This is a genomic window from Pseudomonas sp. H1_G08, from assembly GCF_054681355.1.
Genome location: NZ_CP162822.1, coordinates 2,628,455 through 2,642,282 on the forward strand (window position 1 = coordinate 2,628,455; position 13,828 = coordinate 2,642,282).

General features: G+C 60.3%; 12 protein-coding genes. 9 read left to right on the forward strand and 3 right to left on the reverse strand.

Going from position 1 to position 13,828, the window contains the following annotated elements; genetic code table 11:
* Positions 1-29 precede the first annotated feature (29 nt).
* From AB4N85_RS11885 to AB4N85_RS11895, 3 genes are all read left to right on the forward strand, one after another.
* Positions 30-959 (forward strand): LysR family transcriptional regulator, encoded by a 930-nt coding sequence (locus tag AB4N85_RS11885; protein WP_262135995.1) that lies wholly within the window; start codon positions 30-32, stop codon positions 957-959.
* A 199-nt stretch (positions 960-1,158) separates the two neighbouring features.
* On the forward strand, positions 1,159-1,557 hold the full coding sequence (locus AB4N85_RS11890; RefSeq protein WP_039763349.1) for a MerR family transcriptional regulator: 399 nt from the start codon (positions 1,159-1,161) through the stop codon (positions 1,555-1,557).
* A gap of 145 nt (positions 1,558-1,702) precedes the next feature.
* Positions 1,703-2,602, forward strand: a complete 900-nt coding sequence (locus AB4N85_RS11895) for a hydroxymethylglutaryl-CoA lyase (protein WP_137214772.1) — start codon at positions 1,703-1,705, stop codon at positions 2,600-2,602.
* A gap of 650 nt (positions 2,603-3,252) precedes the next feature.
* On the opposite strand, the gene AB4N85_RS11900 is transcribed toward AB4N85_RS11895, so the two are convergent.
* Entirely contained in the window at positions 3,253-4,950 is a 1,698-nt protein-coding gene (locus AB4N85_RS11900) for an AMP-binding protein (RefSeq protein ID WP_460068154.1), read from the reverse strand.
* Between the two features lie 300 nt (positions 4,951-5,250).
* On the opposite strand from AB4N85_RS11900, the gene AB4N85_RS11905 reads away from it, so the two are divergent.
* The 4 genes from AB4N85_RS11905 (at position 5,251) to AB4N85_RS11920 (ending at position 11,008) form a co-directional block, all read left to right on the forward strand.
* The gene (locus tag AB4N85_RS11905) at positions 5,251-6,414 is read left to right on the forward strand and encodes an isovaleryl-CoA dehydrogenase (protein ID WP_016775311.1); all 1,164 of its coding nucleotides are present in this window, start codon (positions 5,251-5,253) and stop codon (positions 6,412-6,414) included.
* Between the two features lie 107 nt (positions 6,415-6,521).
* Positions 6,522-8,126, forward strand: coding sequence for a carboxyl transferase domain-containing protein (locus AB4N85_RS11910; RefSeq protein WP_056788823.1), 1,605 nt, complete (start codon positions 6,522-6,524; stop codon positions 8,124-8,126).
* Between the two features lie 120 nt (positions 8,127-8,246).
* The gene (locus AB4N85_RS11915; RefSeq protein WP_310216966.1) at positions 8,247-9,059 is read left to right on the forward strand and encodes a gamma-carboxygeranoyl-CoA hydratase; all 813 of its coding nucleotides are present in this window, start codon (positions 8,247-8,249) and stop codon (positions 9,057-9,059) included.
* The gene (locus AB4N85_RS11920) at positions 9,059-11,008 is read left to right on the forward strand and encodes an acetyl/propionyl/methylcrotonyl-CoA carboxylase subunit alpha (RefSeq protein ID WP_460068157.1); all 1,950 of its coding nucleotides are present in this window, start codon (positions 9,059-9,061) and stop codon (positions 11,006-11,008) included. The genes AB4N85_RS11915 and AB4N85_RS11920 overlap by 1 nt, the downstream gene beginning before the upstream one ends.
* A gap of 42 nt (positions 11,009-11,050) precedes the next feature.
* Here AB4N85_RS11920 and AB4N85_RS11925 read toward each other — a convergent pair whose 3' ends face one another.
* Positions 11,051-11,710 (reverse strand): LexA family protein, encoded by a 660-nt coding sequence (locus AB4N85_RS11925; RefSeq protein WP_071172928.1) that lies wholly within the window; start codon positions 11,708-11,710, stop codon positions 11,051-11,053.
* Between the two features lie 130 nt (positions 11,711-11,840).
* Here AB4N85_RS11925 and AB4N85_RS11930 point away from each other — a divergent pair, with 130 nt between their 5' ends.
* Positions 11,841-12,239 (forward strand): DUF6124 family protein, encoded by a 399-nt coding sequence (locus tag AB4N85_RS11930; RefSeq protein WP_038862224.1) that lies wholly within the window; start codon positions 11,841-11,843, stop codon positions 12,237-12,239.
* A gap of 104 nt (positions 12,240-12,343) precedes the next feature.
* Here the strand turns inward: AB4N85_RS11930 and AB4N85_RS11935 are convergent, their stop codons facing one another.
* Positions 12,344-12,562 (reverse strand): hypothetical protein, encoded by a 219-nt coding sequence (locus AB4N85_RS11935; protein WP_460068159.1) that lies wholly within the window; start codon positions 12,560-12,562, stop codon positions 12,344-12,346.
* Between the two features lie 95 nt (positions 12,563-12,657).
* Between AB4N85_RS11935 and AB4N85_RS11940 the strand changes: the two genes are divergently transcribed.
* A complete protein-coding gene (locus AB4N85_RS11940; protein WP_056788813.1) occupies positions 12,658-13,809 on the forward strand; it encodes a M14 family metallopeptidase in 1,152 nt (383 codons plus the stop codon).
* The last annotated feature ends 19 nt before the right edge of the window (positions 13,810-13,828 follow it).

The following is a 13,828-nucleotide window of genomic DNA, read 5'->3' on the forward strand; positions in this document are numbered from 1 at the left end:
TTGCACTTAATAACAAGAGAAGCCGCGTTATGAATCTGAGCAAGGTCGACCTGAACCTTTTCATCGTCTTCGACGCGATCTACACGGAAGCCAACCTGACCCGCGCCGGGCAGATTGTCGGCATCACCCAGCCGGCGGTGTCCAATGCCCTGGCGCGGTTGCGCGAAACCTTCAACGACCCGCTCTTCGTGCGTACCGCTCAGGGCATGGTGCCCACGCCGATGGCGCAGAACATCATCGGCCCGGTGCGCAACGCCCTGTCGCTGCTGCGCGTGTCGGTGCAGGAAAGCCGCATCTTCAACCCGGCGCAGGCGGCCAAGACTTACCGCATCAGCATGACCGATTTGACGGAGGCAATCATTCTGCCGCCCTTGTTCCAGCGTCTGCGCCGCCTGGCGCCGACGGTGATCATCGAAAGCTTTCTGTCCAAGCGCCGGGAAACCACCAAGGAACTGGCCGCCGGGCGTCTGGATTTCGCCGTGGATGCGCCGCTCAACACCGACCCGCAGGTACGCCACGTCAAGCTGATGGACGACCGTTACGTCTGCGCCATGCGCAAGGGCCATCCAATGGCGAGCAAGGAAAAACTCAGTCTCGATGACTATTTGTCGCTGACTCACATCCATATTTCCAGCCGCCGCAGTGGTCTGGGCTATGTCGATCTGGCGCTGGGCAAAATGGGCATCCAGCGCAAGATCGCCCTGCGCTCGCAGCACTATCTGATGGCCTCGCAAGTGATGCAGCAGACCGACATGGTCATGACCGTGCCGGAACGCTTCGCCCGCCGCCATGATCTGCAATCGTTCAATTTGCCGGTGAATGATGTGCCCTCGGTGGAAACGCATTTGTACTGGCACGAAAGCACCGACCAAGACCCGGCCAACCGCTGGATGCGCGAGCAGATGATCGAGTTGTGCCAACAGGTGACGGCGCAGGAGAAGAAGCTGGAGAAGGTGTAGGGCTTTTTTACCGCGTTATCGTTCTTCGCGAGCAGGCTCGCTCCCACAATGAATTGCATTTCATCTGAAGGAACGCGGTCGAATGTGGGAGCGAGCCTGCTCGCGAAGAGGCCTGTACAGACACCCCAAAACCATCCCGCTTGACGTAAACGTAAACCACCGATTAGCTTAGCGCCATGCCCCTTTTCCGAGCGCTTTCATGAGCAGTCAGACCTACAGCATTTCCGACCTCGCCCGCGAGCTGGACATCACCACCCGGGCGATCCGCTTTTATGAAGAGCAAGGCCTGCTCAGCCCCGAGCGTCGTGGCCAGGAACGTATCTATTCGCCGCGCGACAAGGTCACTCTGAAGCTGATCCTGCGCGGCAAGCGCATCGGTTTTTCCCTGGCCGAATGCCGCGAGCTGATCGAGCTCTATGATCCGTCCGGCGGTAACACCAAACAGCTCAACAGCATGCTGGCAAAAATCAGCGAACGCCGCGAACAGCTCGAACAGCAGTTGCTGGATATCGAACAGATGAAGCTTGAGCTGGATACAGCAGAAGAGCGCTGCGTGCAGGCGTTGGAGCAGACGCTCAAGAGCCAGCAGGCGGTCTAGCCAACACTGGCGCCCCTGTGGGAGCGAGCCTGCTCGCGAATGCATTCTGTCATCCAACATTAACGGTGACTGATCCACCGCTTTCGCGAGCAGGCTCGCTCCCACAGGGTTCTTCGTGAACTAAAAAAACAGGCAGGTCCCACCCATGTCCCTCCCCTCCCAAGTACGCCTGATCGAAGTCGGCCCGCGCGATGGCCTGCAGAACGAAGCCCAACCGATCAGCGTCGCTGACAAGGTGCAACTGGTCGATGCCCTGAGCGCCGCCGGGCTCGGCTACATCGAAGTCGGCAGTTTCGTCTCGCCGAAATGGGTGCCGCAGATGGCCGGCTCCGCCGAGGTGTTTGCGCAGATCCAGCGCAAACCCGGCGTGACCTACGGCGCGCTGGCGCCGAACCTGCGCGGCTTTGAAGACGCGCTAGCCGCCGGGGTCAAGGAAGTCGCGGTGTTCGCCGCCGCCTCCGAGGCGTTCTCGCAGCGCAACATCAATTGCTCGATCAGCGAGAGCCTGGCGCGGTTTGCGCCGATCATGGAAGCCGCGAAACAACACGGCGTTACCGTGCGCGGTTATGTTTCCTGTGTGCTGGGCTGCCCGTATGAAGGCACGGTTGCGCCGGAGCAAGTGGCGATGGTCGCGCGCGAGCTGTACGCGATGGGCTGCTACGAAGTGTCGCTGGGCGACACCATCGGCACCGGCACGGCGGGCGCGACCCGGCGCCTGTTCGAGGTGGTCTCGGCGCAGGTACCACGGGACAAGCTTGCCGGGCATTTCCACGACACCTATGGCCAAGCCATGGCCAATATCTATGCCAGCCTGCTCGAAGGCATTGCGGTGTTCGACAGCTCTATCGCCGGCCTCGGCGGCTGCCCGTACGCCAAAGGCGCGAGCGGTAACGTTGCGACCGAAGACGTGGTGTACCTGCTCAATGGCTTGGGCATCGAGACCGGTATCGACCTGGACGCCTTGATTGCCGCGGGCCAGCAGATCAGTGCAGTGCTCGGCCGTCCAAGCGGTTCGCGAGTGGCCAAGGCACGCAGCGCGCAGTGAGGTGTTACCGCTGGATCAGTGAAGTGGGCAAAAGCGAGTAACACGGAAACAAATTGTCTGGCTTTGCCCTGGGGTGAAAAAGCCCGAAAAACTTAAATCACTGATTTATAAGACTTTTTAAAAGTTGGCACGACACCTGCTATCTCTATGGCATAACAAGAATAAAAAGCCGCAAACCAATAAAAACAAGACGAAACGACTCTGACATAACAAGAACAACACGGCAGAGACGCAGCTAACAGATTTTTTTGGAGAAGGTGTGCTTTTCAGGGTGCTCTCAGGAGTGACCCGCAACCGGGCAGAGAACAATAAAACTACCTTCAGGTAGCTCCCGAATCGGTTGGATCGTTAACGAGAAAGCAGATCAGCGCTCAAAAAAATACGTTTGCTCTTGATCCCGGATGGGGGTCGCCAAAAAGCTGTACAGGGCCACGGTTGCCAAAAACAACAACAGACCGACCCTCAATAATAAAAAGAGCACGCAACGACAAATTAAAGGGGAGCTTCGGCTCCCCTTTGTGCTTTCTGTGATTCCTGAATCCCCCGATCCCTGTGGGAGCTGGCTTGCCAGCGATTGCGGTAGAACATTCAACATTGATGCTGGCTGACCTGACGCCATCGCTGGCAAGCCAGCTCCCACAGGGTTTAGGTTACCGCTCGGTTATTTTCAGCTCCTCGATACTGATCTCACGCATCCTGAATTTCTGGATCTTGCCCGTCACCGTCATCGGAAACGCGTCGACGAATTTGAAGTAACGCGGTGTCTTGAAATGGGCGATGCGTTCCTTGCACCAGGTTTGCAGCTCCAGCTCCGAGGCGCTGTGGCCGGGGTGGAATTTGATCCAGGCGACGATTTCCTCACCGTAGCGCGAGCACGGAATACCGATCACCTGCACGTCCGCCACCGCCGGATGGGTGAAGAAGAATTCCTCCAGCTCACGGGGATAAACGTTCTCCCCGCCACGAATGATCATGTCTTTGTTACGCCCGGCGATGTTGACGTAACCCTCCTCGTTCATGCTCGCCAGGTCGCCGGTGTGCATCCACCCCGCCTCATCGATGGCTTCGGCAGTAGCCTGCGGGTTGTTCCAGTAGCCGAGCATCACGCTGTAACCGCGCGTGCACAATTCGCCGATGGTGTTGCGGGGCACCACGTTGCCAGCGGTGTCGATGATCTTGCTTTCCAGTTGCGGTTGGGTGCGGCCGACCGTGGTGACACGCAACTCCAGCTCATCCGCTGGCCCGGTCTGCAGCGACACCGGACTGGTTTCGGTCATGCCGTAGGCGATCTGCACTTCGCTCATGTGCATTTCGTTGATGACCCGGCGCATGACCTCGATCGGACAGGTCGCGCCGGCCATGATCCCGGTGCGCAGGCTCGACAGGTCGAAGGTCTGCCGCTGCGGCTGATCGAGCATGGCGATGAACATGGTCGGCACACCGTACAGCGCCGTGGCTTTTTCCTCGGCCACCGCTTGCAGGGTCAGCGCCGGATCGAAAGCATCGTTGGGGTAAATCATCGTGCTGCCATGGGTGACGCAACCGAGGTTGCCCATGACCATGCCGAAGCAATGATACAGCGGCACCGGAATCACCAGCCGATCGGCAGCCGTCAGGCCGAGGCTTTCGCCGACCATGTAGCCGTTGTTGAGAATGTTGTAGTGACTGAGGGTCGCGCCCTTGGGGAAACCGGTAGTGCCGGAGGTGTACTGGATGTTCACCGGTTGATCGAAATGCAGACTGGTGCTGCGTTCGCGCAGCTGTTCGGACGAGACGCTGGCGGCCAGATCGCTGAGCTGCGACCACGGCAGAAAACCGGGCGGCGGATTGGCATCGAGGCTGATCACGCCGCGCAGCTCCGGCAGACGCTCGCTGCGCAGCTGACCGATGGCGTGCTCGGTCAATTCTGGCGCCAGGCTCTGGAGCATTGCGTGGTAATTCGAGGTCTTGAACGCTCCGGCGCAGACCAGCCACTGGCAGCCGGATTGCTTGAGCACGTACTCGAGTTCGGAGCTGCGGTAGGCCGGATTGATGTTGACCAGGATCACGCCGATCTTCGCCGTGGCGAACTGGGTAATGCACCACTGCGCGCAATTCGGCGCCCAGATGCCGAGGCGATCGCCGGTCTGCAAGCCCAGCGCGAGCAAGGCCCTGGCCTGCTCATCCACCGCCTCGGCCAGTTGCCGCCACGAATACCGCAGCCGTTGATGGCGCACCACCAACGCCTCGCCGTCCGGGTGTTGCGCGACAGTCTGATCGAAGCGCTGACCGATGGTCATCGCCAGCAGGGCTTGGTCCTGAGAGCCACGGCTGTAGCTGCGCTGCGGGTTTGCACTGGGTTGATCCATGACGACCCCTATTGTCTTTATTAGTGGGTTTTCCCGGTTTTGAATCCCTGTGGGAGCGAGCCTGCTCGTGAATACGCTGCGTCATTCACCCTTTAGGGCGACTGATACAGCGCTTTCGCGAGCAGGCTCGCTCCCACCAGAAACAAACCGATATCTGATCCTGAACTGCCCTTACTCTCGCCCAAGTTGACGCTTACGTAAAGCCGATTGACAGTCGATCTCTGGAAGCTTTACGTTAACGTAAAGCTGAACGCCGATTCGTCGTGCGCTCCACCCGATAAAAAAGCCAAAAGGTGCCACATGAGCTATCCATCCCTGAATTTCGCCCTCGGTGAAACCATCGACATGCTGCGCGATCAGGTGCAGTCCTTCGTCGCCGATCAGATCGCCCCGCGTGCCGCGCAGATCGATCACGACAACCTGTTCCCCGCCGACATGTGGCGCAAATTCGGTGACATGGGCCTGCTCGGCATCACCGTGCCGGAAGAGTACGGCGGCGCGGGTCTGGGTTATCTGGCGCACGTAGTGGCGATGGAAGAAATCAGCCGTGGCTCGGCGTCGGTGGCGTTGTCCTATGGCGCGCACTCCAACCTTTGCGTCAACCAGATCAACCGCAACGGCAACCACGAACAGAAAAGCAAATACCTGCCAAAACTGATCAGCGGCGAGCACGTCGGCGCGCTGGCGATGAGCGAGCCCAACGCCGGTTCCGACGTGGTATCGATGAAACTGCGCGCCGACAAACGCGGCGACCGCTTCGTCCTCAACGGCAGCAAAACCTGGATCACCAACGGTCCGGACGCCAATACCTACGTGATCTACGCCAAGACCGACCTGGAAAAAGGCCCGCACGGCATCACCGCGTTCATCGTCGAGCGCGACTGGAAAGGCTTCAGCCGCAGCAACAAGTTCGACAAGCTCGGCATGCGTGGCTCCAACACCTGCGAGCTGTTTTTCGATGACGTCGAAGTACCCGAAGAGAACATCCTCGGCGTGCTCAACGGTGGCGTGAAAGTGCTGATGAGCGGCCTCGATTACGAACGCGTGGTGCTCTCCGGTGGCCCGACCGGGATCATGCAGTCGTGCATGGACCTGATCGTGCCGTACATCCACGACCGCAAGCAGTTCGGCCAGAGCATCGGCGAATTCCAGCTGATCCAGGGCAAAGTCGCCGACATGTACACCCAGCTCAACGCCAGCCGCGCTTATCTGTACGCGGTGGCCCAGGCCTGCGAGCGCGGCGAGACCACCCGTAAGGACGCTGCCGGGGTGATCCTCTACACCGCCGAACGCGCCACGCAAATGGCCCTCGACGCGATCCAGATTCTCGGCGGCAACGGCTACATCAACGAATTCCCCGCCGGCCGCCTGCTGCGCGACGCCAAGCTCTACGAAATCGGCGCCGGCACCAGCGAGATCCGCCGCATGCTGATCGGCCGCGAACTGTTCAACGAGACGAAATGAATTTCGTCAGCTGCAAGCCGCAAGCTACACGCTGCAAGAGATCCACGCTCTTGCCCCGACTTGCAGCTTGCCGCTTGTAGCTAGAAGCTGCTTACGGAGTAAGCCCCATGATTCTGCACACTCAGCTCAACCCGCGCTCGGCGGAGTTCGCCGCCAACAGTGCGGCGATGCTCAAACAGGTCGACGCGCTGCACACCTTGCTCGCTCAAGTGGCGCAGGGTGGCGGTGTCAAAGCTCAGGAACGCCACACCTCGCGGGGTAAATTGCTGCCGCGCGAGCGCATCAATCGCTTGCTCGACCCCGGCTCGCCGTTTCTCGAAATCAGCCAACTTGCCGCCCATGCGGTTTACGGCGAAGACGTGCCGGCTGCCGGGGTGATCGCCGGCATCGGTCGCGTTGAAGGCGTTGAATGCATGATCGTCGCCAACGATGCGACGGTAAAAGGTGGCTCGTATTACCCGCTCACCGTGAAAAAACACCTGCGCGCGCAGACCATCGCCCAGCAGAATCGCCTGCCGTGCATTTATCTGGTGGATTCCGGTGGCGCCAACCTGCCGCGTCAGGACGAAGTGTTTCCGGATCGCGAGCACTTCGGGCGGATCTTTTTCAATCAGGCCAACATGAGCGCCATGGGCATCCCGCAGATCGCCGTGGTCATGGGCTCGTGCACCGCCGGCGGCGCGTATGTGCCGGCGATGGCGGACGAAGCGATCATGGTGCGCAACCAGGCGACGATTTTCCTCGCCGGCCCGCCGCTGGTGAAAGCCGCGACCGGTGAAGTGGTCAGCGCCGAAGACCTCGGCGGCGCCGATGTGCACTGCAAGACTTCTGGTGTGGCCGACCATTACGCCGAGAATGATGAACACGCCCTCGCCCTCGCCCGCCGCAGCGTTGCCAACCTCAACTGGCGCAAGCTCGGCGAGGTGCAGCAGCGCACGCCGATTGCGCCGCTGTACGCCAGCGACGAGTTGTACGGCGTGGTTCCGGCTGACGCCAAGCAGCCATTCGATGTGCGCGAAGTGATCGCGCGGCTGGTCGACGGTTCGGTGTTCGATGAATTCAAAGCGCTGTTCGGCACCACGCTGGTCTGCGGTTTCGCGCACTTGCACGGCTACCCGATCGCGATTCTGGCAAACAACGGCATCCTCTTCGCCGAAGCTGCGCAGAAAGGTGCGCACTTCATCGAACTGGCCTGCCAGCGCGGCATTCCGCTGCTGTTTCTGCAGAACATCACCGGTTTCATGGTCGGCCAGAAATACGAGGCCGGCGGCATCGCCAAGCACGGCGCGAAACTGGTGACCGCGGTGGCCTGTGCCAAGGTGCCGAAATTCACCGTGATCATCGGCGGCAGCTTCGGTGCCGGCAACTACGGTATGTGCGGGCGCGCTTACGATCCGCGTTTCTTGTGGATGTGGCCGAACGCGCGGATTGGCGTGATGGGCGCCGAACAGGCCGCCGGTGTGCTGGTGCAGGTCAAGCGCGAACAGGCCGAACGCAGCGGTCAGGCGTTCAGCGCCGAGCAGGAGACCGAGATCAAGCAGCCGATTCTCGATCAGTACGAAGAACAGGGTCACCCTTATTACTCCAGCGCTCGGCTGTGGGACGACGGCGTCATCGACCCGGCGCAGACCCGCGATGTACTGGCCCTGGCCTTGTCCGCGTCGCTGAACGCGCCAATCGAACCGAGCCGCTTCGGCGTGTTCCGGATGTGATGTTTTTTTGTGGGAGCGAGCCTGCTCGCGAATGCGCTCTGTCAGGCAGCGGATAGATCGACTGATACCCCGCTTTCGCGAGTAGGCTCGCTCCCACAAGAACCGTGGAGACGGATGAATATGAGCGACTTCAATACCCTCGAACTGCAAAACGACCCACGCGGTTTCGCGACGCTGTGGCTAAATCGCGCGGAGAAAAACAACGCGTTCAACGCCGAGATGATCCGCGAACTGATCCTCGCCCTCGACAAGGTCGCCAGCGATTCGAACCTGCGTTTCCTGCTGCTGCGCGGGCGTGGCAAGCATTTCAGTGCCGGTGCCGACCTGGCCTGGATGCAGCAATCGGCGGAACTCGATTACCACACCAATCTTGACGATGCCCGCGAACTGGCCGAGCTGATGTACAACCTCGCCAAGCTGAAAATCCCCACTCTGGCTGTGGTTCAGGGCGCGGCGTTTGGTGGCGCGCTGGGCTTGATCAGTTGCTGTGACATGGCGATCGGCGCCGATGACGCGCAGTTCTGCCTGTCGGAAGTACGCATCGGCCTGGCACCGGCCGTGATCAGCCCGTTCGTGGTGCAGGCGATCGGTGAGCGTGCGGCGCGGCGCTATGCGCTGACTGCCGAGCGCTTCAGCGGGCAGCGGGCGCGGGAGATCGGCTTGCTCGCCGAAAGCTATCCTGCGGCTGAACTGGAGCAACAGGTCGAACAGTGGATCGACAACCTGCTGCTCAACAGCCCCGCGGCCATGCGCGCCAGCAAGGACTTGCTGCGCGAAGTCGGCAACGGCGCGCTGACCCCGGCCCTGCGCCGCTACACCGAAAATGCCATCGCGCGGATTCGCGTCAGCCCTGAAGGCCAGGAAGGCTTGCGCGCCTTCCTGCAAAAGCGCCCGCCGAGCTGGCAAGCCGCATCCACCAAGGAGTCGCGTTGATGAGCGCACCTGTGATTACCACCCTATTGGTGGCCAACCGCGGCGAAATCGCCTGCCGAGTGATGCGCACCGCCAAGGCCCTGGGCCTGACTACCGTCGCTGTGCACAGCACCACCGACCGCGATGCGCGGCACAGCCGTGAAGCCGATATCCGCGTGGATCTGGGCGGCAGCAAGGCTGCCGAGAGTTATCTGCAAATCGATAAATTGATCGCCGCCGCCAAGGCCAGCGGTGCCCAGGCGATTCATCCCGGCTATGGCTTTCTCTCGGAAAACGCTGGATTCGCCCGCGCCATCGAAGCCGCCGGGCTGATCTTCCTCGGCCCGCCCGCCTCGGCCATCGACGCGATGGGCAGCAAATCCGCCGCCAAGGCGCTGATGGAAAAGGCCGGTGTGCCTTTGGTGCCGGGCTATCACGGCGAAGCGCAGGACCTCGACACCTTCCGCGAAGCTTGCGAACGCATTGGTTATCCGGTGCTGCTCAAGGCCACCGCCGGTGGTGGCGGCAAGGGTATGAAGGTGGTTGAGGATGTCAGCCAACTGGCTGAAGCCCTCGCCTCGGCGCAGCGCGAAGCGCAATCGTCGTTTGGCGACTCGCGGATGCTGGTGGAAAAGTATTTGCTCAAGCCACGTCACGTGGAGATTCAGGTGTTCGCCGATCAGCACGGCAACTGCCTGTATCTCAACGAGCGCGACTGCTCGATCCAGCGCCGTCACCAGAAAGTCGTCGAAGAAGCCCCGGCGCCGGGCCTGTCGCCCGAGTTGCGCCGAGCAATGGGCGAAGCGGCCGTGCGTTCGGCGCAGGCGATCGGTTATGTCGGCGCCGGCACCGTGGAGTTTTTGCTGGATGCGCGCGGCGAGTTTTTCTTTATGGAGATGAACACGCGGCTGCAGGTCGAGCACCCGGTGACCGAAGCAATCACCGGGCTCGATCTGGTCGCCTGGCAGATTCGCGTCGCCCGTGGGGAAGCGCTGCCGATCACTCAGGCGCAGGTGCCGCTCAATGGTCATGCGATTGAAGTGCGCTTGTATGCCGAAGATCCGGCGAATGACTTCCTGCCGGCCACCGGGCGTCTGGACTTGTATCGCGAATCGGCGCAGGGACCGGGGCGGCGGGTGGACAGCGGCGTTGAGGAAGGTGACGAGATATCGCCCTTCTACGACCCGATGCTCGGCAAGCTGATTGCCTGGGGTGAAGATCGCGAACAGGCACGCTTGCGTCTGTTGAGCATGCTCGACGAGTTTGCGATTGGCGGGCTGAAGACCAACATCAATTTCCTGCGCAGGATCATCGCGCATCCGGCGTTTGCGGCGGCAGAGCTGGATACCGGGTTCATTCCGCGCTATCAGGAGCAATTGCTGCCCGCACCAGGAACGTTGAGCGATGAGTTCTGGCAGTCGGCGGCGCAGGCGTTTGCGCAGAGTCTGCCGCAGCGTGCGCGGGCGGATGATCCCGCCTCGCCCTGGTCTTGCGGTAGTGGTTTGCGCCCAGGTTTGCCGGCGCAAATCACCTTGCATTTGAGTTGCGAGGGACAGGATCGCGCGCTGACTTTGGGCTCTGCGGCCTCTGCGACACTGCTGGGCGAAGCGCTGGTCGTCGAGCATGACGGCGTGCGCCGCACGTTACGGGCGATTCGTCAGGGTGGCGTGTTGTATCTGGAATGGGACGGCGAGTTGCGGCGCATCGAGGCGTTCGATCCGATCAGCGCCGTCGAGGCCAGCCACAGCCATCAGGGCGGGCTGACCGCGCCAATGAACGGAAGCATCGTACGCGTGCTGGTCGAAACGGGACAGTCGGTTGAGGCCGGGGCGCAACTGGTGGTGCTTGAAGCCATGAAGATGGAACACAGCATCCGCGCGCCGCAGGCCGGTGTGATCAAAGCGCTGTACTGCCAGGAAGGCGATATGGTCAGTGAAGGCAGCGCTTTGGTTGAACTGGAAGAGGGATGAAATAAAAGGGTCGATCCTGGCCTTGCGCGAGGATCGATCCGTTCAGTAACGCGCCGTTGCCTGAACCACCACGCCGATGATCCGGCATTCATCGGTGAGCAGGGTTTTCGGCCAGGTCGGATTGAGCGGCACCAGGTAACGCTGGCCGGCCTGTTCGTCGAGCTTGCGGAAAATCGCTTCTTCGCTGTCCGGCCACTGGGCGATCACCAGTTTGCCAGGCACCGCCTCCAACTCCGGATCGACCAGAATCAGCATGCCCTCGGCAACGCTCTGCCCGCTCGGCGCGGTCATCGAATCCCCCGTCACCGTCAGCCAGAACGCCGCACCGCCGCGAGCGTGGTAATCCGTCAGTTCGAAGCGCTGCTTCGCTGATGCTCCGGGATAGCTCGCCGCAGTGTCACGCACTTCGCACGGTGCACGCCAATCGCAGACCGGATAACGGAAGTACGGGTTGTACTTCTGCGCCAGCGGCATCTCGTCTTCCGGCGTCGGCTGCGGTTCGCGAATCACCAGAACGACTTCGAGGAAGTCCATTCCCAGCGCCTTGAGCACGCGGTTCATTTCGGTAACACCGGGTTCGCGACGCTTGTTCAGCCAATGACCGATCCCGCCCTGGGACATGCCGACGCGCTCTCCGAGCTCTGTTTGAGTGACTTTGAGTTCACTCATCTTGGCCTTGACCAACTCAATCCATTTATCCATGTGCCGCACCTTACGCGGACGTCTTCGACCGGCAAAACACATATTGTAGTATTTAAATCCTAGTCACAAATACAGGCGGTACTATCCTAGAGGAACGGACTTTCAATCGAACATGGAGTGACGTTTCATGATGAATATCAGCAGCAAAGACTTGCCCGATCTGCAAATCGACACCAGCTTCACCTCCCCTCAAGGCAATGCCGCCGCACAGCGCGCGCTCGACTACTACTTGAAACCGGCTGTTTCAGAACCCGAGACGGACGAACGTTTTTTCAATGTCAAAGGCCATCTCAGCGGCGAAGAAGCGCTGGTGCATGCCTCGGACTTGTTGCGATGTGCAGCCGCCACCGCGTTCAAGGCCGCAGAAAACCTGCAAGGCACCAGTCGCGATCTGGCCTTTTCGGTGGTGCACATGGTGGATATGGCGCGGGCGATGGTCGATCATTCGATCGACAACGACGAAGTCACGGCGGACAAGGTACGGGCGGACAGGAAAGAATTTTCCCATCGCGCAGATAAAAACATTTGACTTGCAAATGATAATGATTATTATTGCAAGCAGCTGGTCGCGAGATCAGTCGATGGACCAGAGACCTTAGGTCGGTCTTCTGGACTATCTCCTCATCAGGCTAATCACGGTTTTTGACCCGGCTTTTTGCCGGGTCTTTTTTTGCCCGTTTTTCGGGCTTGTGTCTTCAGGCTAATGAAGTCTTTGGGTGCTGCAAATACGATGGCGCGGATAATATCAAAAGAATATTGATTGGCAAGCCGAGCCCAGCCACATTGGGCGAAACTAATGGCAATCAGCACTTGAGAATCAATCGCATAGCCTCTAAGCTGCTGGCGCGTCACGGAAGACGCCCCCCGCTACACCCGCGATTCCCCTCGGTTTCAGCCCTGCCTGCGTGTAAAGTACCGGTCATAAAAATCCTGATCAGGAACCGACCATGACCGTGGCCAAATCTTCGTTCGACATCAGCGCCAATTTCGACAGCGGCAATATCCAAGTCATCGATATCAGCAACCCGCTCAGTCCCGTCCTGGCCATCCGCCCGGACACCCGCAGCGCTCATTTTCAGTGGTTCCACTTCAAGGCCAGCGGCCTGCATGTGCACCAGGAACACTGGTTTCGCCTGGTCAACGCCAGCCAATCGACCTACAGCAAAGGCTGGCCGGGCTATCAAGCGGTGGCGTCGTATGATCACGTCAACTGGTTCCGCATCCCCACCAGCTTCGAAGGCGACAGCCTGCGCTTCTGCCTCGAAGCGGAACAGACCCACGCCTGGTTCGCCTACTTCGAACCCTACAGCCGCGGCCGCCACGACTGGTTGATCGAGCAAGCGCTAAGCAAGGCTGGCACCGAATTGCTGGCGACCGGCAAAAGTGTCGAGGGCCGCGACATTCAGCTGCTGCGCAAAGGCACCGGTGCCGAAGGCCAGCGCAAAATCTGGATCATCGCCCAGCAGCATCCGGGCGAGCACATGGCTGAATGGTTCATGGAAGGTGTGATCGAGCGTCTGGAGCGCCAGGATGATCCGGTATTGAACAAACTGTTGGCCAGCGCCGATCTGTATCTGGTGCCGAACATGAACCCGGACGGCGCGTTCCACGGCCACCTGCGCACCAATGCCATGGGGCAGGACTTGAACCGGGCCTGGCAGAACGCCAGCCAGGACATCAGCCCGGAAGTGCTATTCGTTCAGCAGCAGATGCAAAAGTATGGCGTCGATGCGTTTATCGACGTACACGGCGACGAAACCATACCTCACGTTTTCACCGCCGGCTGTGAAGGCAATCCTGGTTTTACGCCGCGCATCGAAAAGCTTGAAGAGCATTTCCGCAGCCACTTGAAGCACACCACCAAAGACTTCCAGACCACCTATGGCTACACCCGCGACGAACCGGGACAGGCCAACATGACCCTGGCCTGCAACAGCGTCGGACAGAAATACGACTGCCTGTCGCTGACCCTGGAGATGCCGTTCAAGGACCACGACGACCACCCGGACAAGATCACCGGCTGGTCGGGCAAACGTTCCAAGCAACTGGGTAAAGACGTGTTGACCACCCTCGCCGACATGGTCGACACCCTGCGCTGATCCCCTTCCCTGCAACAAC

Coding starts and splice junctions, on each gene's coding strand:
- AB4N85_RS11910 (WP_056788823.1), top strand. CDS start 6,522: ATGATTCTGCACACTCAGCTCAACCCGCGCTCGGCGGAGTTCGCCGCC.
- AB4N85_RS11930 (WP_038862224.1), top strand. CDS start 11,841: ATGAATATCAGCAGCAAAGACTTGCCCGATCTGCAAATCGACACCAGC.
- AB4N85_RS11885 (WP_262135995.1), top strand. CDS start 30: ATGAATCTGAGCAAGGTCGACCTGAACCTTTTCATCGTCTTCGACGCG.
- AB4N85_RS11940 (WP_056788813.1), top strand. CDS start 12,658: ATGACCGTGGCCAAATCTTCGTTCGACATCAGCGCCAATTTCGACAGC.
- AB4N85_RS11890 (WP_039763349.1), top strand. CDS start 1,159: ATGAGCAGTCAGACCTACAGCATTTCCGACCTCGCCCGCGAGCTGGAC.
- AB4N85_RS11895 (WP_137214772.1), top strand. CDS start 1,703: ATGTCCCTCCCCTCCCAAGTACGCCTGATCGAAGTCGGCCCGCGCGAT.
- AB4N85_RS11900 (WP_460068154.1), bottom strand. CDS start 4,950: ATGGATCAACCCAGTGCAAACCCGCAGCGCAGCTACAGCCGTGGCTCT.
- AB4N85_RS11925 (WP_071172928.1), bottom strand. CDS start 11,710: ATGGATAAATGGATTGAGTTGGTCAAGGCCAAGATGAGTGAACTCAAA.
- AB4N85_RS11920 (WP_460068157.1), top strand. CDS start 9,059: ATGAGCGCACCTGTGATTACCACCCTATTGGTGGCCAACCGCGGCGAA.
- AB4N85_RS11915 (WP_310216966.1), top strand. CDS start 8,247: ATGAGCGACTTCAATACCCTCGAACTGCAAAACGACCCACGCGGTTTC.
- AB4N85_RS11905 (WP_016775311.1), top strand. CDS start 5,251: ATGAGCTATCCATCCCTGAATTTCGCCCTCGGTGAAACCATCGACATG.